This window comes from Pseudomonas sihuiensis, from assembly GCF_900106015.1.
Lineage (GTDB): Bacteria > Pseudomonadota > Gammaproteobacteria > Pseudomonadales > Pseudomonadaceae > Aquipseudomonas > Aquipseudomonas sihuiensis.
This window is the reverse complement of the sequence record NZ_LT629797.1, coordinates 1,660,431-1,679,086: the sequence shown is the minus strand read 5'-3', so window position 1 is coordinate 1,679,086 and position 18,656 is coordinate 1,660,431. Positions and strand designations below refer to the sequence as shown.

12 protein-coding genes are annotated in these 18,656 nt (G+C 61.9%); 11 read left to right on the top strand and 1 reads right to left on the bottom strand.

All coding sequences use genetic code 11. The features are described 5' to 3' along the window. Positions 1 to 37 precede the first annotated feature (37 nt). The 5 genes from BLT86_RS07905 (at position 38) to BLT86_RS07885 (ending at position 5,195) form a co-directional block, all read left to right on the top strand. A complete protein-coding gene (locus BLT86_RS07905) occupies positions 38 to 715 on the top strand; it encodes a type 1 glutamine amidotransferase domain-containing protein (RefSeq protein WP_026088539.1) in 678 nt (225 codons plus the stop codon). 207 nt (positions 716 to 922) lie between these two features. Further along, complete coding sequence (locus tag BLT86_RS07900) at positions 923 to 2,377, top strand: aldehyde dehydrogenase family protein (RefSeq protein WP_026088540.1); 1,455 nt, start codon at positions 923 to 925, stop codon at positions 2,375 to 2,377. Positions 2,378 to 2,504: 127 nt separating this feature from the next. After that, on the top strand, positions 2,505 to 3,629 hold the full coding sequence (locus BLT86_RS07895; RefSeq protein ID WP_017676616.1) for an alkene reductase: 1,125 nt from the start codon (positions 2,505 to 2,507) through the stop codon (positions 3,627 to 3,629). 83 nt (positions 3,630 to 3,712) lie between these two features. Beyond that, positions 3,713 to 4,975, top strand: coding sequence for an MFS transporter (locus BLT86_RS07890; RefSeq protein ID WP_017676617.1), 1,263 nt, complete (start codon positions 3,713 to 3,715; stop codon positions 4,973 to 4,975). Next, a complete protein-coding gene (locus BLT86_RS07885) occupies positions 4,968 to 5,195 on the top strand; it encodes a hypothetical protein (RefSeq protein ID WP_017676618.1) in 228 nt (75 codons plus the stop codon). The genes BLT86_RS07890 and BLT86_RS07885 overlap by 8 nt, the downstream gene beginning before the upstream one ends. Before the next feature lie 229 nt (positions 5,196 to 5,424). Here BLT86_RS07885 and BLT86_RS07880 read toward each other — a convergent pair whose 3' ends face one another. Then, entirely contained in the window at positions 5,425 to 6,264 is an 840-nt protein-coding gene (locus BLT86_RS07880; RefSeq protein ID WP_017676619.1) for a LysR family transcriptional regulator, read from the bottom strand. A gap of 249 nt (positions 6,265 to 6,513) precedes the next feature. On the opposite strand from BLT86_RS07880, the gene BLT86_RS07875 reads away from it, so the two are divergent. From BLT86_RS07875 to recD, 6 genes are all read left to right on the top strand, one after another. Further along, a complete protein-coding gene (locus BLT86_RS07875) occupies positions 6,514 to 7,644 on the top strand; it encodes a Gfo/Idh/MocA family protein (protein WP_017676620.1) in 1,131 nt (376 codons plus the stop codon). A gap of 72 nt (positions 7,645 to 7,716) precedes the next feature. Further along, the gene (locus BLT86_RS07870; protein ID WP_017676621.1) at positions 7,717 to 8,601 is read left to right on the top strand and encodes an SDR family NAD(P)-dependent oxidoreductase; all 885 of its coding nucleotides are present in this window, start codon (positions 7,717 to 7,719) and stop codon (positions 8,599 to 8,601) included. Between the two features lie 364 nt (positions 8,602 to 8,965). Further along, positions 8,966 to 9,289 (top strand): ComEA family DNA-binding protein, encoded by a 324-nt coding sequence (locus tag BLT86_RS07865; RefSeq protein WP_017676622.1) that lies wholly within the window; start codon positions 8,966 to 8,968, stop codon positions 9,287 to 9,289. A 161-nt stretch (positions 9,290 to 9,450) separates the two neighbouring features. After that, positions 9,451 to 12,864: an exodeoxyribonuclease V subunit gamma gene (gene recC, locus BLT86_RS07860; protein WP_092375891.1), complete on the top strand. Its 3,414-nt coding sequence runs from the start codon at positions 9,451 to 9,453 to the stop codon at positions 12,862 to 12,864. Then, positions 12,861 to 16,490, top strand: coding sequence for an exodeoxyribonuclease V subunit beta (gene recB / locus BLT86_RS07855; protein ID WP_092375888.1), 3,630 nt, complete (start codon positions 12,861 to 12,863; stop codon positions 16,488 to 16,490). The genes recC and recB overlap by 4 nt, the downstream gene beginning before the upstream one ends. Beyond that, positions 16,487 to 18,517, top strand: coding sequence for an exodeoxyribonuclease V subunit alpha (gene recD / locus BLT86_RS07850; protein ID WP_092375884.1), 2,031 nt, complete (start codon positions 16,487 to 16,489; stop codon positions 18,515 to 18,517). Before recB ends, recD begins: the two co-directional genes overlap by 4 nt. Positions 18,518 to 18,656: the final 139 nt, after the last annotated feature.

The window sequence follows — 18,656 nt, the reverse complement described above, 5'->3', positions numbered from 1 at the left end:
TCGAAACCAATGCAATGCCCACTATGAGGTAATGATCATGAAAGTTCTGATGGTTCTGACATCCCATGACAAGCTGGGTAACACCGGCAAGAAAACCGGCTTCTGGCTGGAAGAGTTCGCCGCCCCTTACTACGTCTTCAAGGACGCCGGCGCCGACATCGTGCTGGCATCGCCGGCAGGTGGTCAGCCACCTCTGGATCCCAAGAGTGACCTGCCGGACTTCCAGACCGAGGCGACCCACCGTTTCGCTGCCGATCCGGCCGCGCAGCAAGCCCTGGCCAGCACGGTGAAACTCAGTGAGGTGAAGGCTGAGGATTTCGACACGGTGTTCTACCCAGGCGGCCATGGCCCTCTGTGGGATCTGGCGGAGTCGAACACATCCATCGCTCTGATCGAAAGCTTCGAGCGCGCCGGTAAGCCAATCGGTTTCGTCTGCCATGCTCCGGGCGTGCTGCGCCACGTCAAGGCTGCGAATGGCGAGCCGCTGGTCAAGGGTCGCCGGGTGACGGGTTTCACCAACAGCGAAGAAGCCGCTGTCGATCTGACTGACGTGGTGCCTTTCCTCATCGAGGACGAGTTCCAGGCGCTGGGCGCACACTATGAGAAAGCCGGCGACTGGCAGCCGTTCACTGTCGTCGACGGGCGCTTGGTCACTGGTCAGAACCCCGCCAGTTCCGAGTCCGCTGCCAACGCCTTGCTCAAACTGCTGGCTTGATTCGGCCAATCTGCAGGGCTCAGACGAACCCGTGCAAGTAATGAGAGGGCGCACTGTGCGCCCGCTCTGAGCGCCTTCACGCCGCTACCGCATAACAACAGCGCAGCAGCAGTCGCCTTTTGGGTGACGGGATTTCTGCTGCCTGAAGAAAGTTGTCTTGATCAGTGAGATCAATAGATTTTCATTTGGATTCAAGGAGATAGGCTAATGTCTACTGTCATGAAAGATTCCCGCTCTACTAGCATTTTCGATGGCCCGTACTACCTGTCCATCGCCGGTGAGCTGGTCAGCACCGATGCGCATTTCGATGTGTTCAATCCGGCGACTGGCGAGGTATTCGCCAAGGCTCCGTCGGGTTCGCCTGAACAACTGGAGGCGGCGATCGCTGCTGCCAAGGGCGCGTTCAAGACCTGGTCGGTCTTGAGTTACGAGCAGCGCCAGAGCTATCTGGATGCCTATGCCGATGCGCTTTTGGAGCACCGCGATGAACTGGCTCGCTTGCTGACTTTGGAACAAGGCAAGCCGCTGAAAACCATGGCCGAGCCGGAAGTTGACCAAGCGATCTCGTGGATTCGCCAGATCGCTGCGCGGCGTATTCCGGTGGAGATCGTCGAGGAGAACGACAACCACATCGTGGAGCTGCATCACACACCGCTGGGTGTGGTCGGTGCGATCACGCCGTGGAATTTCCCGGTGCTGCTGGCGCTGTGGAAAGTGGCGCCTGCGCTGATCACCGGCAACACCATGGTCATCAAACCGTCGCCATTCACACCCCTCACCACCTTGCGCTTTGGGCAGATTGCTCAGTCCGTGCTGCCTGCTGGTGTGCTTTCAGTGGTTTCAGGTGGCAATGAACTGGGCCCGCAAATGACCGCTCACCCGGACATCGCCAAGATCAGCTTCACCGGCTCCACCGAGACCGGCAAGCATGTCATCCGTTCGGCTGCAGGCACCGTCAAGCGGCTGACCATGGAGATGGGCGGTAACGACGCGGCAATCGTCATGCCTGATGCCGACTGGCAAGCGATCATCCCGCAACTGTACTGGGGCGCCGTCGGTAACTCGGGGCAGTGGTGTGTGGGTATCAAGCGCCTTTACGTGCATAGCAGTTATCGCAATGAGTTCGTGGCAGCGTTCGTTGAGTATGCGCGGCAGCAGGTCATGGGTGACGGTCTCGACCCGAACGTGACCGTCGGCCCCGTGCAGAACAAGATGCAGTACGACAAGGTTCGTAGCTTCTTGGATGACATCAAGGCCAATGGTTACAAAGTGGTATTGGGCGGTGAGGTAGACGAGAGCCGTCCTGGCTATTTCATCCCGGTAACTGTGCTCGACAACCCGCCAGAGAGCTCGATGATCGTGCAGCAGGAGCAGTTCGGACCGATCGTGCCGATCATCGCTTACGACGACGTCGACGATGTCGTAGCCCGCGCGAACGACAGTCCATTCGGCCTGGGTGGCTCGGTCTGGGGGCGTGATACCCAGGCAGCGGTGGCTGTGGCCAATCGCCTGGAAACCGGGATGGTCTGGGTCAACGAGATCCACACGCAAGGCGTCGACATTCCTTTCGGTGGCCACAAGCAATCGGGTATCGGCACTGAGCACGGCCATGAGGGCCGCCTGCTGTTCACCAACCCGAAAACCGTGTTGATCAAGAAGTAACGCCTGAGCGGCCTCTCCAGCAGAGCGGCCGCACTCCCACTCATCAAGCCCATTGGGCGCCAGGTGCGTCCATTCGAGCCCGTGCGCCTGTCGATTCGTGCCGGCGCCTGCACAGAGGATAGAAATCATGAAACACGCCGCTCTGTTTACCCCCATCGATATGGGGCGTATCACTCTCAAGAACCGCATCGTGCTGCCGCCGTTGACTCGTCAGCGCAGCGCCCAGCCAGGTGATATCGCGACTGATCTGATGGCCACTTATTACCGCCAGCGTGCTGGTGCCGGTTTCATGGTCAGTGAGGGCACCCAGATCGAACCGCGTGGCCAAGGCTACGCCTGGACGCCCGGGATCTACAGCCAGGCTCAGGTCGATGGCTGGCGCAAGGTGACCGAAGCGGTGCATGCCGAAGGTGGAGTGATCTTTGCCCAGCTCTGGCACGTCGGTCGCGTTTCCCATAACGCGCTTCAGCCTGACGGGCAGGCGCCCGTGGCGCCATCCGCCATTCAGGCGCAGAAGGTCAAGGCGTTCATTCAGACCGGCCCTGGTGTCGGCGAGCTGGTTCAGCCGTCGCTTCCACGCGCGCTGGAGCTGGCTGAAATCCGCGATCTGGTCGGGCAGTACGCCCAGGCGGCGCGCAATGCCATCGACGCCGGTTTCGATGGCGTGGAGATTCACGCAGCCAACGGTTATCTGGTCAACCAGTTCATCTCCGCACATTCCAACCAGCGCGATGATGCTTACGGTGGCTCGCTGGAAAACCGTCTGCGCTTTTTGCGCGAGATCGTAGACGCCGTGGCCGCTGCCGTAGGCGCGGATCGCCTTGGTGTGCGCTTCACCCCGTTGTTCACCGGCACCGATCAGGACCGGGTGTACATCGGTCTGGTCGAAGAGGACCCGCACACCACCTATATCGAAGCCATCAAGGTGCTGAAGGCAGCAGGTGTGGCCTATGTGTCGATCGCCGAGGCGGACTGGGACAACGCGCCGGATCTGCCCGAGAGCTTCCGCCGCGACGTACGCGCGAACTTCAGCGGGAAGATTCTCTACGCCGGTCGTTACACCGCCGAGCGTGGTGAGCGGCTGATCGAGGCCGGGCTGGCCGACCTGATCGCATTCGGTCGTCCCTTCATCGCCAACCCCGATCTACCCGAACGCATCGCCAATGGCTGGCCGCTCAACCCGCTGGATCCTGCCACTGTCTACGGTGGCACGGAGAAGGGCCTGACGGATTACCCAACCTACTCGGACTGACGTTCACATCTGGCGGCGTGACCTCGACGCGAATTGACGAGGACACGCCTGCGTAACTGCTCACTGCGTAGGAAGTCTTCGTCATGTCTGTCAAATCCGTACCGATCAAACGCGATGTTACGCCTGGTCTGGCGTATCCGGCCTTGGCTGGCAGCGGCGTCCGTGCTCCGTCAGTCGCAGCGGTGGTCGTGTGTATCCTGCTCGTCGCGCTCACGCTGCGCCCGGGCATCGTTTCCATGGGGCCATTGCTGACCTCCATCATCGATGAGCTGGGATTGACTCATACCCAGGCCTCGCTGCTGACCGCGATTCCTACCTTGCTGATGGGATTGCTGGCATTGCCCGCACCCTGGCTGGCGCATCGATTTGGGCGTGACCGGATCATCCTGCTGGCGCTGATCGTGCTGGGCGCCGCGATCATCTTGCGTGCGCTGGCTGGCTCCATTGGGCAGTTGTTTGCCAGTACTGCGGCAGTCGGGGCGGGTATCGCGGTCGCCGGAACCCTGTTTTCCAGTTACGTGAAGGCGCGCTCGCCGAATCGTATTGCGTTGTTCATGGGTATTTATGCAACGGCCATCGGCCTGGGCAGCACAGTCGCTGCGGTGGCGACCGGGCCGATCGAACAGTTGATTGGTGATTGGCGTTGGGCGGGCGGTTTCTGGGTACTGCCGGCACTGCTGGCGATCATCGCCTGGGTGGGCATCGAGCATCGGAGCCTGAGAGCGCCGGTATCCACCTCTTCGACCCAGATGCCCAGGATGCCGCTGCGCAATCCCACGGCCTGGCTGATCGCACTGTTCTTCGCCTGCAACAACCTGGTGTTCTACGCCCTGATTGCCTGGTTGGCACCGATGTATATCGAGCGTGGCGAGAGCGCCAGTTCGGCTGGCTTGATCCTGGCCAGTTATACCCTGGGGTTCATGCTGGCCAACCCAGTGTTTGGCTTGCTCAGCCGCAGCGATGATCGACGTCTGTTGCTTGCCGCGAGCTCCAGTATCGCCTTGCTGGGCAGCCTGGCGATGGCCGTTGCGCCTGATGCCATGCCGCTGGTGACTGCCGCGATTGCGGCTTTTGGCACCGGAGGTGCCTTCACCCTGGGCATGACCTTGCCGCTGGACAATGCTTCGACTCCTGAGGAGGCTGGCGCCTGGACTGCTTTTGTGATGTTGCAGAGTTATCTGGTCGGCGCTGCCGGTCCGTTGCTCATGGGATATCTGCGCGATAGCGCGGGCCACTTCCAGTCGGCCTTGTGGCTGCTGGTGGCAGTAGGGGTGCTGATGTTGATGGTGACCCCGTTCTTGCAGCCTTACCGTAATCGCAGGCTGAAAGAGTGTTGCTGTGGTTGATGTTTTGATTGCAGATTTGACCTGCAACTCGATCAAGGCGCAGGGCGATGAGGTCGTTGCCGCTATCTGGCAAGCAGGCGCAAGCGCCTTTGTCTTTCATGCCGACCTTGTCGATGCGCCGGCGATCCTTGCCTTGTTCGAAGCCATCGATGCGCAAATCATTGAGCGAACAGGTAGCAATCGCTGGATATTCGGGTCAATCGCTGGAGCTGCCGGCTGAGGCGACCTTGCGGATACTACGTAAGGCGGCTGAGACAGGCTATTCGCGGTGCGCGCTCGGGGGCTGTTCTTCGTGATGCAGTCGGCGTTGAGCCGTCTTTCCGAGGGGGCAGCGCCAGTAGCTGCTGGGCCGCCATCAAAAGATCAGCACCTGTGAGCCTTGGCTTGAGGTTATTGAACTGGGTGGGTGCGTCATTCCAGGCCGACATCTCTCTCAGAGAAATCAGCGTCTACCAGGGTAGAGCCTCCCCTCGTTTCTCTACCAGAAAGTCGATCAATGCACGCATCTTGGCGGGCATTTGTTCCCGTGAGGATACGTACAGGCAGAAGGCAGCATGGTGATAGGTCCAATCGTGCAGGACGCGCACCAGGCGACCCTCTGCCAGTGGTCGCTGGATGGCAATGTCGACGATCTGCATCAGCCCAAGTCCCTGAAGGGCAGCCCGAGTCATGCAGCCATCGTCGTTGACGGTCAGGCTTCCGGTTACCGCTTGGGTGAAGTGGCGTCCGTTCTTGCCGGGTTCGGTGAAGTCCCAGTCATGCAATGCACCACTACCCGCGAACCGATAGTTGATGCAGTTGTGCGCGGCCAGATCCGCGGGTGTCTTCGGGGTGCCATACCGTTCGAGATAGGCCGGGGATGCCACAACCGCCATAGACAGAGGCGGGCTGATCGGTACGGCGACCACATGCTCAGCCAGCGCCTGCCCCAGTCGTATGCCTGCGTCACAACCGTCGGCGATGATATTCGACAGACCATCTGCCATGACCAGCTCGAGTGCCACCTTCGGAAAGCGCGCGTAAAACTCTGTCAGATGCGGTTCGATCAGAGCCTTGGCGGCCAGGCGTGATGTGTTGATCCGGATCAGGCCGGAGGGTACCCCTAGTGCGTCGCCAAGATTACGAATGGCAGATTCGATCTCGCCAAGACTGGGCCGCAGGGTGTCGAACAATTGCTGTCCCGCTTCGGTCAGGGACATGTGTCGTGTGGTGCGGTTTATCAACCTCACCCCTAGCTCCTGCTCCAAAGCCTTGAGGTTTTGCGATAGCGCCGCCCGTGAAACCCCCATTGCCTCTGCTGCACGCGAAAAGCTGCGGTGCTGGGCTATGTGGGCAAACCACGCAAGCGAGGGGAGCAGTGATGGAGTCATGCACGTATTGTAAATAAATACTTAACACTGATGTGGGTTTTTGGCTCTTTTTCAAGATCAATCGTCGGCGTAACGTCATTTCCATCGAGCAAGCAACTGCGTACACCAACGTGCGCCGACGTGTACCGCTCACGTCTCCATCTCTCTTCTCACTGGAAGGAACATGCCATGGCAAACATGCCTCTGCGCATCGGCATCATCGGCGCTGATATTCGGGCCAGTTGGGCCGGCGCCTCCCACATTCCCGCCATCCAGGCGCAACCAGGACTGAAACTTGCGGCTGTCGCTACCCGCAAGGAAGAAAGTGCCAAGGCGGCCGCCGATGCCTTCGGTGCCGAACGCTGCTACGCGAACCCGTACGATCTCATCTGCGACGACAGCATCGATATTGTCACCGTTGCGGTGAAAGTGCCGGCGCATAGGGACCTGGTTCTGGCAGCTCTGAAGGCTGGCAAAGCCGTGTATTGCGAAGCCCCGCTGGGCGCGACGCTGGTGGAGACTGAAGAAATGGCCGCTGCCACGGGGTTGCTGCATACCGCAATCGGACTGCAGGGGCGGTTGAACCCTTCTGTAAGGCGCGCCATCGAGATTATCGCGTCGGGCAAGCTCGGAACATTGCTCTCGGCGAACGTGAAAGCCACCACATTCGGCTACGGCCCGACCACGTTTAGCAACTACGACTATTTCAACAAGGCCGCATCCGGGGCGAGCTTTCTGACAATCACGGTCGCGCATGTGCTCGACGTGGTCGAGGCTGTACTAGGCCCCATCACTGAGGTCGATGCGCGGACAAAACTCATCTGGCCGACCGTCAGTGTGGTCGATACCGGCGAAACATCTCACCGTGAAATTGCCGATCACCTGGACCTGATCGCCGAAACGAGCCAGGGCGCTTCTGTGTCCGTGCAGGTCCTCGCAGGCATTGAAAACGACCCGCAGTTCGTGATGGAGGTCCGCGGAGCGAAAGGCACGCTCATGCTGCGCGGCCATCACCTGGCAGGCGTCCAGGTTGGGGACCTGACTCTTTCGGCAAGTGTGCCGTTTGCATTGCCCGACCGCCCCGTCGCAACGGGGAACAGCCCGACGGCCGAGTTTTGGGCCGGCGCAGCAATCAATGTGGGCGAGGTTTACGCAAGTCTTGCACGCGACCTCAGGACGGGCACGTACCACACCCCAGGTTTCGCCCACGCATTGCACAGCAGTCAACTGATCGCAGCGGTCGAGCGTGCCGCCGTGACAGGGCAAAGACAGCTGGTCCCGAACGCCCTGTGCTTGGAGCGTGCGGCAGCAGTTCGATAACGACCCTATCTTGCGCCCCTATTCGGCAACAGACGATCAACCGACGAAACGACCACAAGCGAGGAGACTTTCATGAGCGAGATCCCCCTGACCAGTATCAGTAGACGCAGCATGTTGATGACGGCAGCAGCAGGCGTTGCCGCCGCCACGCTCCCCAGCTTAGCTGCGGCTGCGAAACAAACCGATACTGCCGGAGAGCAGAATGGCGCTGCACGAGCAGCGGAGTTGCAGGGCAAGCGCGCCTTGGTGACGGGGGCCTCGCGCGGGATCGGTGCAGGTATTGCTCTCGCGCTGGCTGACAGAGGCGCCGATGTCGCGATCACCTTTTTGAACTCGCCGGAACGTGCCGCCGAAGTGGTTCGCATGATCGAAGCCAAAGGTCGGCGTGCCGTCGCCATTCGAGCCGACAGTGCGGACCCTGCTGCGGTACGGCGGTCGATCGAAGAGACGATCGGCGGTCTTGGTGGGCTGGATGTTCTTGTCAACAACGTGGGCATCTCCAGAGACGGCACATTTGCGGAGATGAGCCTCGAAGACATAGATGCGCTGCTACACGTAAACACGCGAGCCGCCGTGCTCGCTTCCCAGGCAGCCCTGCCTCATCTGAAGCGGGGCGCGCGCATCATCACTATTGGCTCCTGCGTTGCCGAACGCGTGCCTTTTCCCGGGTTGACCGTGTACTCGATGACGAAGTCCGCAATGCTGGCATTGACGCGAGGGCTTGCCCGCGATCTTGGCCCACAGGGGATCACTGTCAACCTGGTACAACCTGGGCCGATCGACACCGACCAGAATCCAGCGAATGGCCCCTGGGCGGACATCAATCGACAGTTCACCGCACTGGGACGCTATGGCACGCCAGCTGATATCGCCGCCGCCGTCACCTTCCTGGCGAGTCCGGCCGCCAGCTTCATGACCGGGTCTGTAATCACAGTGGATGCGGGCTTCAATGCGTAAAGAAATGAGGGGCGGCAGGAGTCGAATCACCGCCGCCCCCGTTTCGGCTGGTATTGATAATGAAATCGGCGAGTAAGTCACGTGAGCGAGGACTTGAGGGTTTTGAGCTGGGTGGAAACTCATTTTGGCGTGCGGTACCAAGTGCTGGAGCGATGAGCACCAGAGCATCAAGGGTGTGTCCATTGGACTCGAACATGCTCAAGCGGACGGTGCCGTCATAAGCTCGCTCCAGCCATCCATCCGCATGTTCATGAGGATTAGAAAAGCTGGAGCTGTCCACTACGATTTGACAGTGAGGAAATAGCGTCTAGGTTCAAGAACGAGCCTAACGTGCTCGTCTTACTCACTTACAAGGAACGTTAAAATGATGAAAATCTACCTTTCCTCCGTGCTATTCGCCGTTCTCACCTCCCTCTCCCTCGCTGCTTCGGCAGTAGAAACCTCGAAGACCGAACCAGCCAAGCCGGCCTCTGTGCAGGTTGCCCAGGCGGTCACCGTTAATCTGAATACCGCTGATGCCGAGACTCTCCAGCGCGAGTTGGCGGGTATCGGAGCAACCAAGGCGCAGGCAATCGTGGCTTATCGTGAGGCTCACGGTAACTTCGCTTCGGTTGACGAGTTGCTTGAGGTCAAAGGTATCGGTGAGGCGACTCTGGATAAGAATCGCGACAAACTCATGGTTGATTGACGCCTGCAGCTGTCTTTACCACCAAGGCCGGTCGTTGACCGGCCTTTTCGTTTTGGGTCGGTCTCAAATGCTTCAGGTCGTTTGTGACATAGCCGTTGATGACGCACCTTGTCGCCAAATGCTGGCAAACTTGTGCTTCGATTTTCGACAGGAGTCAGTCGATGCCCGCCAGCCCGGAGCTGTCCCCCGGCCTTATCGTTATTCACGGCAACCACCTCGAAGAGTTGCGTGCGCTGGCCGTGCAGTGGATGCGCCGCTACCCGCTGCGACCACTGGAGAACGAGGTGCTGCTGGTGCAGAGCAACGGCATCGCCCAGTGGCTCAAGCTGGCGTTGGCCGAGCGTGACGGCTGTGGCATCGCTGCGGCGCTGGACGTTGACCTGCCGGCACGATTTCTCTGGCAGGCGTACCGCAATGTGCTGGGCAAGGATGCGATTCCGCAGCAGTCGCCGCTGGACAAGGCACCGCTGACCTGGCGTCTGATGCGGCTGTTGCCGGGCCTGCTGGCCGAGGAGGCGTTCGCTCCGCTGCGCCGCTTCCTTGCTGATGATCAGGACCTGCGCAAGCGCCACCAACTGGCCGAGCGCCTGGCCGATCTGTTCGATCAATACCAGGTCTATCGCGCCGACTGGCTGGCGGATTGGGCGGCAGGACATGATCGTCTGCGTACCTCGCGCGGTGGTGAACGGGTGCTGGAGGGCGATTCCCGTTGGCAACCCGCACTGTGGCGTGCCTTGCTGGCGGACGTTGGCGAACAGCACCTGGCTGAAAGTCGCGCCGGCGTGCATCCGCGTTTCGTCGCGCGCATGGGCGAGCTGGATGCAGCGCCCCCTGGGCTGCCTCGGCGCATCACCGTTTTCGGTATTTCCTCATTGCCGGCCCAGGTGCTGGAAGCGCTGGCGGCCATGGCGCGTTTCAGTCAGGTCATGCTCTACGTGCACAACCCTTGTCAGCACCACTGGGGCGATATCGTCGAAGACAAGGATCTGCTGCGCCACGAATACCGCCGTCAGCAGCGCAAAGGCAAACCAGGCGCCCAGATCGGTCTGTTCGAGCAGGAAGACATGCACCAGCACGGGCAGCCGTTGCTCGCAGCCTGGGGCAAGCAGGGGCGTGACTACATCAATCTGCTGGATCAGTACGACGAACCGCAGCGCTATCGCGAGCAGTTCGACCGCATCGACCTGTTCAGCCCGGCCAGCGAGGACAGCCTGCTCGGCCAGTTGCAGAACGATATCCTCGACCTGCGTCCGCTGGCGGAAACGCGCAGCACCTGGCCGCCGGTCGACCCCGCGCGTGATCATTCGCTGCGCTTTCATATCGCCCACAGCGCTCAGCGCGAGGTGGAGGTGTTGCACGATCAACTGCTGGCCAGTTTCAGCGAGGATGCCACGCTGCGGCCGCGCGATGTGATCGTCATGGTGCCGGACGTCAATGCCTACGCACCGCATATTCAGGCCGTATTCGGCCAGTTCGCCAGCGACGACCCGCGGTTCATTCCCTTTACCCTGGCCGACCAGGGGCTGCGCGGTAAGGAGCCAATGATCATCGCGCTGGAGCATTTGCTGCGTCTGCCGGACAGCCGCTTCAGCGTCAGCGAGATTCTCGATCTGCTGGATGTCGCCGCGTTGCGTCAACGCTTCGCCATTGCCGAGGATCAGCTGCCCACGTTGCGTCGCTGGCTGGAGGGTGCCGGTGTGCGCTGGGGGTTGGACGCGACTCAGCGGCAGTCGCTGGGCCTGGGTGAGAACCTGGAGCAGAACACCTGGCGCTTCGGCTTGCGGCGCATGCTGCTGGGCTACGCAGTGGGCTCGGCCGACGCCTTTGCCGGTATCGAACCTTACGACGAGATCGGCGGGCTCGATGCTGCGTTGATCGGCCCGGTAACGCGCCTGCTGGAAACCCTCGACCGCCACCTGCAACAAATGCGTGAGCCGGCCACACCGGTGCAGTGGGGCGAACGCTTGCGCAGCGTGCTCGACGATTTCTTCCTGCCACAAAACGACCGCGAAGACGTGCTCACGACTCAGTTGCTCGATGCGCTGGATGCCTGGCTGGAGCTGTGCGAGGCTGCGACGCTGGACGAAGCGCTGACCCTGCCGGTGGTGCGTGAAGCCTGGCTGGGCGGGCTCGATCAGGGGCGCTTGAGCCAGCGTTTTCTCGCCGGCGCGGTGAATTTCTGCACGCTGATGCCGATGCGCGCGATTCCGTTCCGCCAGGTCTGCCTGCTGGGCATGAACGATGGCGACTACCCGCGCAGCCAGATACCGCTGGATTTCGACCTGATGGCTGGTGATTACCGCCCCGGTGACCGCTCGCGCCGCGAAGATGATCGCTACCTGCTGCTTGAAGCACTGCTGGCAGCGCGTGATCGTCTCTACATCAGTTGGGTAGGGCGCAGCATTCGTGATAACAGCGAGCGTCCGCCGTCCGTGTTGGTCGGCCAGTTGCGCGACCATCTTGGCAGTACCTGGACGCTGGCCGATGGCGGCGACGTTCTGCATGGCCTGACCACCGAGCATCCCTTGCAGCCTTTCAGCCGCCGTTACTTCGATGGCGAGGCGCAACTGTTCAGTTATGCCCACGAGTGGGCCGCCCTCCATGGCCAGGCCTTGGCGGGTGAGAGTGCTGCGCCGTTATTGGCCTGGGAAGAGGGGCAACAGCTCACGCCCGAACTGTTGCAGTCGTTTCTGCGTGACCCGGTGAAGTGTTTTTTCACTCGCCGCCTCAAGGTGTTTCTCGATGAACAAGAGCAGGCGCAGCTCGACAGTGAGCCGTTCGCCCTCGACGGCCTGCAGCGTTACCAGTTGCAGGAAACATTGCTCAAGGCGGCGGTAGCAGGCGACGGGCATCGCGACGATGCGCTGAGGGCGGCAGCTGATCGCCTGCAGCGCAGTGGTGTTCTGCCGTTGGCTGGTTTCGGCGAGCAGTATCGCAACGCTTTGTTGGAGCCGCTGCCGGCGCAGTTGCGGTGTTATCAGGGGCTCTGCCTGTGCTGGCCGACCCCGGTCGAGTCGCCACAGCGTCTGCGCTTCAGTGCAGCCGGTGTTGAACTCGATGGCTGGCTCGCCGGGCTGAGGCAGAAGGCCGATGGCGGCCTGGCGCGCTTGGAGCTGCTGCCGGGCGCATTGCTCAAGGACAAGAGCTGGAAATGGCATCGCCTTCTGCGCCCCTATGCGCTGCATGTCATCGCGTCGGCCTGTGGTGTACCGCTGACCACCTTGCTGGTCGGTGAGGATCGCAGCCTGGCGTTCGAGCCCCTACCTGCTGAGCACGCAGCCCGCGTACTGAACACTTGGCTGCAAGCCTGGAGTGCCGGTATGCAAGCACCCCTGCCGGTCGCCCTGAAAACCTCGTTGGCCTGGTTGCAGGACAATAACGAGGACAAGGCCCGTAGTGTCTACGAGGGCGGCTACAACCTCACAGGTGAAGTTCAGGGCAGCGCCAGTCTGGCCAGGCAGTTCCCGAATTACGCCGCGCTTACCGCCGATGGTCAGTTTCCGGTATGGAGCGAGCAGCTCTACCAGCCTCTGCTCGACAGTCATCCCCAGGCGCTCGAGGAGGACGCAGCATGAGCCAGCAGCGCCCATTGGCCCTGACGTTTCCCCTGCACGGCAGCCGCTTGATCGAGGCCAGTGCTGGTACGGGCAAGACCTTCACCATTTCCGCGCTCTACCTGCGGCTGATTCTCGGGCATGGCGGCGACGCCGCGTTCCGCGAGGCGTTGCTACCGCCGCAGATTCTGGTGGTGACCTTCACCGATGCGGCCACGCGTGAACTGCGCGACCGGATTCGCGCATGCCTGGTCGAGGCGGCGACTGTGTTTCGTGGCGACGCGCAAGGTGATGATTTGCTGCGTGAGTTGCGCTCGGATTTCGCCCAGACGCAGTGGGACGAGTGCGCCCGCCGCCTGGAGCTGGCAGCGCAGTGGATGGACGAGGCCGCCGTGTCCACCATTCACGGCTGGTGCCAGCGTATGCTGCGTGAGCACGCCTTCGACAGCGGTAGCCTGTTCAGCCAGACCCTGGAGACCGACCACAGCGAACTGTTGGCCGAGGTGGTGCGCGACTATTGGAGGCAGAACTGCTATCCGTTGCAGGGTGCGGCGTTGCAATGGGTGGCAAGTGTCTGGGGTACACCTGCCGAGCTGGGGGCGAAGCTACGACCTTTACTCAGTGAAGAGAGCGAGGCTTCGGTGCAGGCTTTGGGTGAGTTGCTTGATCTCGTTCTGGAGGAGCGTGATCGGCAACTGCGCGTGCTGAAACAGCCTTGGCCGATCTGGGCTGAAGAGCTGGAACTCTTGCTCGATGGGGCGCGCGACGCTAAAGCTTTCAACGGCAGTAAGCTCAAGCAGCCGGACTACAAACGTTGGTTCGTCAAACTCAAAGAGTGGGCGTTTGGTGATGCAGCGAGCCTGGATCTCGGCAAGGGCTTCGAGCGTCTGACCCATGACGGCTTGGCCGAAGCCTGGAAAGGCGAGCCGCCAGATCATCCGGCATTGGCTGCCATGACTTTACTTAAGTCTCAGATTGATGCGCTGCCTGACCCCGCTGACGCGGCTTTGCGTCATGCGGCGGCTTGGGTTCGCCAGCGCTTCGACTGGGAGAAACGCCAGCGCGCGGAGATGGGCTTCGACGACATGCTGGTGCGCCTGGACGCTGCCCTGCAAGGCAGCAATGGCTCGCGCCTGACCGAGGTGATCCGCCGCCAGTTCCCGGTGGCGATGATCGATGAATTCCAGGACACCGACCCGCTGCAGTACCGCATCTTCGATACGCTCTACGAGGTCGAAGCCAATCGCGACGACTGCGGCCTGTTCATGATCGGTGACCCCAAGCAGGCCATCTATTCTTTCCGTGGCGCCGACATTCACACCTACCTGCGCGCGCGTCGTGCAACCGTCGGCCGCCACTACAACCTGGAAAAGAACTTCCGCTCCAGCCAGTCCATGGTCGATGCCGTCAATGGCGTTTTCCTAAGGGCTGAGCAGCGCGAGGGCGGTGAGGGTGCGTTTCTGCTGCGCGATGATCTGCCTTTTATCGAGGTGGGCGCGCAAGGTCGACGCGAAGTCTGGAGTGTCGACGACCAGGCGCAGCCAGCCCTGACGGTGTGGCAATTGGAAAGCGACGAGCCAACTGCCAAAGGCGCCTATCTGGACGCCATGGCGGCGGGTGCAGCCAGTGAGATCGTGCGTCTGCTGGATCTGGGCCAGCGCGGGCAGGCCGGCTTTAGCAAGGAGGGTGCGCTCAGTGCTCTGCGGCCCAGCGACATCGCGGTGCTGGTGCGCGACTTCAATGAGGCACAGGCCATTCGCGGCGAACTGTCGGCTCGTGGCGTGCGTAGCGTCTACCTCTCCGACAAGGACTCGGTGTTCGCCGCCCAGGAAGCACGCGACCTGCTGCTGTGGCTGCGTGCCTGCGCCGAGCCTGATCAGGATCGCCCGCTACGCGCGGCGCTGGCCAGCGCGACGCTGGGGCTGGAGTTGTCGGAGCTGGAGCAGCTCAACCTCGACGAGCGCACCTGGGAGCGCCGCGTCATGCAGTTCCGCGACTACCGCCAGCGCTGGCAGCGCCAGGGCGTGCTGCCGATGCTGCGTCAGTTGCTGCAGGACTTCGAGCTGCCACAGCGGCTGATGGCCCGTGATGATGGCGAGCGGGTGTTGACCAATCTGTTGCATCTGGCTGAACTGCTGCAGCAGGCCGCCGCCGAACTCGATGGCGAGCTGGCGCTGATTCGGCACTTGAGCGAGCTGCTGGCTGGCGAGGGGCAGGCTGCCGATGAGCAGGTGTTGCGCCTGGAGAGTGACGAAGCGCTGGTGCGCGTGGTGACCATCCACAAATCCAAGGGCCTGGAATACCCCCTGGTGTTCCTGCCATTCATCTGCGCCTTCCGCCCGGTGGATGACAAGAAGCCGCTGCAGATCCATGACGGCGAACGCCGCCGACTGGTGCTCAAGGCCGATGAAGACAGCCTGGAGCGCGCCGAGCGTGAGCGTCTGGGTGAAGACTTACGCCTGCTCTATGTGGCGTTGACCCGTGCCCGTCATGCCTGCTGGTTGGGCGTAGCAGACCTGAAGATCGGTAACGGCAAAAAGTCGCGTCTGCATGAGTCGGCCTTGGGCTACCTGCTAGGTGGTGGCGTATCGCTGGGCGCCAGTGGTGAACTCGCCAACTGGCTCGCACCCTTTGCCGCCGGACTGGAAAGCACCGTGGCGCCGGTGCCACCCGCCAGCGAGCAGCGCTATCGCATGATCGAAGATGAGCGGTTCGAGCCACAGTGGCGCACGCCAGCACGACGCGCCGCCGAACATTGGTGGATCGCCTCCTATAGCGCGCTGCGCCTAGACGAGGAGGTGCCTAGTCAGGTCTGCCGGCATGAGGATGCAGCCCCTGACAGTCCGGCGATGCAGAACGCCATCGACGACGAGGATCCCATGCTGGCTCTGGCGCCGCTGCCGGCATCGGCTCAGGGGCTGCATCGCTTCCCGCGAGGGCCGAACCCCGGCACCTTCCTCCATGGTCTGCTGGAAATGGCGGCGCAGGAGGGTTTTGCAGCCATGGCAGAGGATCCGCCGAGGCTACGCGAGGCGTTGGCCAGACGCTGTCAGCGTCGCGGCCTGGAAAGCTGGATCGAACCCTTGCAGGACTGGCTGCTGGCGCTGCTGACCCAACCGCTCCCGCTGGCGGGCGCGGATAGTCTGGTGTTGGCGCAACTGGCCCAATATCAGCCTGAACTGGAGTTCTGGTTCGAAGCGCGTGGGGTGGACGTCAGGCTGCTGGATCAGTGGGTGCAACAGTGCGAGTTGCCGGGTATCGCTAGGCAGCCGCTGCGGGCCGACACCCTCAATGGCATGTTCAAAGGCTTCATCGATCTGGTATTCGAACATCAGGGGCGTTTTTACGTGGCGGATTACAAATCCAACTGGCTCGGCAGCGACGACAGCGCCTATACCCGTGACGCGATGGAAACGGCCATCGCCAGCCACCGTTATGACCTGCAATACGTGCTCTACGTGCTCGCATTGCATCGGCAATTACGCCTGCGCCTGCCGGATTACGACTATGACCAGCATGTGGGGGGCGCGCTCTATCTGTTCCTGCGTGCGCCGCAGCAAGGCGCCTACCTGGCGCGACCGCCGCGCGAGCTGATCGAGCGTCTAGATGCGCTGTTCATGGGCGAAGCAGAGGAGGGCGCAGCATGAGTGCGATGCTGGCGCCGGCGCTGCGTGATCGCGCCGAACTCTTTGCCCTGCTTTCTATATGGAGCGAGCGTGGCTGGCTGCGCGAGCTGGATCGGGCGCTGGCGCAGTTGTTCGCCGAGCTGGACGCGGACGCTTCGCCCTTGCTCCTGCTCGGCGCCGCACTGGCCAGTCATCAGTTGGGGCAGGGGCATGTCTGCCTGGATCTGGCGGCTACGCTGGCTAACCCGGACTTCACCCTGTCCCTGCCGCCGGAAGGCGAGGACGCAGAAGAGGCGATGATCCTGCCGTCGCAGGTACTGGCTGGGCTTAGCCTGGAGTCCTGGCTGGCAGCCTGTGCGGGCAGTTCGCTGCTGGAGTCCGAGGGGGCGCCGTTGGTGCTCAGCGGCGCCTGTCTATATATGAGGCGCTACTGGAGCTACGAGCGCCAGGTGGCTGGCGATATCGCCCGGCGTCTGCAGGCGAGCGCCGCGGCGCCGAGCGATCTGGCTGTGCGCCTGGCTTCACTCTTTCCTGATGCGCTGGTGGTGGACGGCCAGCGCCTCACCGACTGGCAGAAACTGGCTTGTGCTATGGCGGCGCAAGGGCGCTTTACCCTGATTACCGGTGGGCCGGGAACCGGTAAGACAACCACAGTGGTGCGCCTTCTGGCGCTGTTGCAGGAGGCGGCCATGGCCACTGGCGAGCCCCTGCGCCTGAGTCTGGCGGCGCCCACCGGCAAAGCGGCCGCGCGGCTGACCGAATCCATCGGCGCGCAGGTGCAGTCCCTGGCGCTGGACGAGCGAGTGCGTGAGCAGATTCCAACCCTGGTGATGACGCTGCATCGTCTGTTGGGCAGTCGTCCTGGCAGCCGTCATTTCCGTCACGATGCCGCCAACCCCTTGCCACTGGATGTGCTGGTGGTCGACGAAGCCTCGATGATTGACCTGGAAATGATGGCCAGCCTGCTGGGCGCGTTGCCAGCGCATGCGCGTCTGATTCTGCTGGGCGACAAGGACCAACTGGCGTCGGTGGAGGCCGGTGCGGTATTGGGGGACCTGTGCCGAGAGGCGGAGAGCGGTGGCTACAGCGAGGCGACGCGTGCCTGGCTGGAAAGCCAGACGGGCGAACGGCTGGAAGATCCGGCGTTGGTGCCCGGTGACAAGGCTCTGGCGCAGCATATCGTCATGCTGCGTCACTCGCGTCGTTTCGGCAGTGGTTCGGGTATCGGGCGTCTGGCGCGTGCGGTGAACCTGGGCGATGCGCAGTCGACCCGCGCGACTCTGGCAACCGGTGCACATGATTTGTACGTGTTGCGTTTGTCAGGTGAGCAGGATCGTGCGCTGGAGCGACTATTAATAGAGGGGCAGGGCGGCGGCGAGCTTCGTCCGCAGGGGTATGCGCATTATCTGCAGGTGATGCTGGCGGAGCGTCCTGCTCCAGATGCCGACTCCCAGGCCTGGGATAGTTGGGCCGGTCGCGTCCTGGCAGCGTTCGATCAGTTTCAGTTGCTCTGTGCGGTTCGTAAAGGTACATGGGGCGTGGAAGCGCTCAACGAACGTATTACCGAAGCGCTGGTAAAGCGGGGCCTGCTTGAGCAGTCGCATGGCTGGTATGAAGGTCGACCTGTGCTGGTAACGCGCAACGACTACAGCCTGGGGCTGATGAACGGCGATATCGGCATCGCGCTGCGTCTGCCGGAGCCGCCGGAGTCCCTAGGCGCACCTGTGCGCGAGGTATTGCGAGTGGTATTCCCGCGCAATGACGGCAGCGGCGCCTTGCGACATATCCTGCCCAGCCGTCTGAGTGCGGTGGAGACCGTGTTCGCCATGACCGTGCACAAGTCGCAGGGCTCGGAGTTCGCCCATTGCGCGCTGATCCTGCCTGACAGCCTCAATCCGGTGTTGACCAAGGAGCTGGTCTACACTGGCATCACACGGGCTCGTCACTGGTTCAGCCTGGTCGAAAGCCGAGCGGGCATCTTCGAGCAGGCTGTGCAGCGGCGCGTGGCGAGACGCAGTGGCCTGCGCGAGGCGCTGGAAAAGCAATAAAACTGCAATTAAAGCTTGACGCGCATTCTACTGGCGGTAGAATGCGCGCCACTTCAGCGATGAAGCGCTTCAAAAACTTCTTGTTAATCAATAAGTTAAGTTGAATGAAGGGCTTGCAAAACTGGATCTGGCGTGTAGA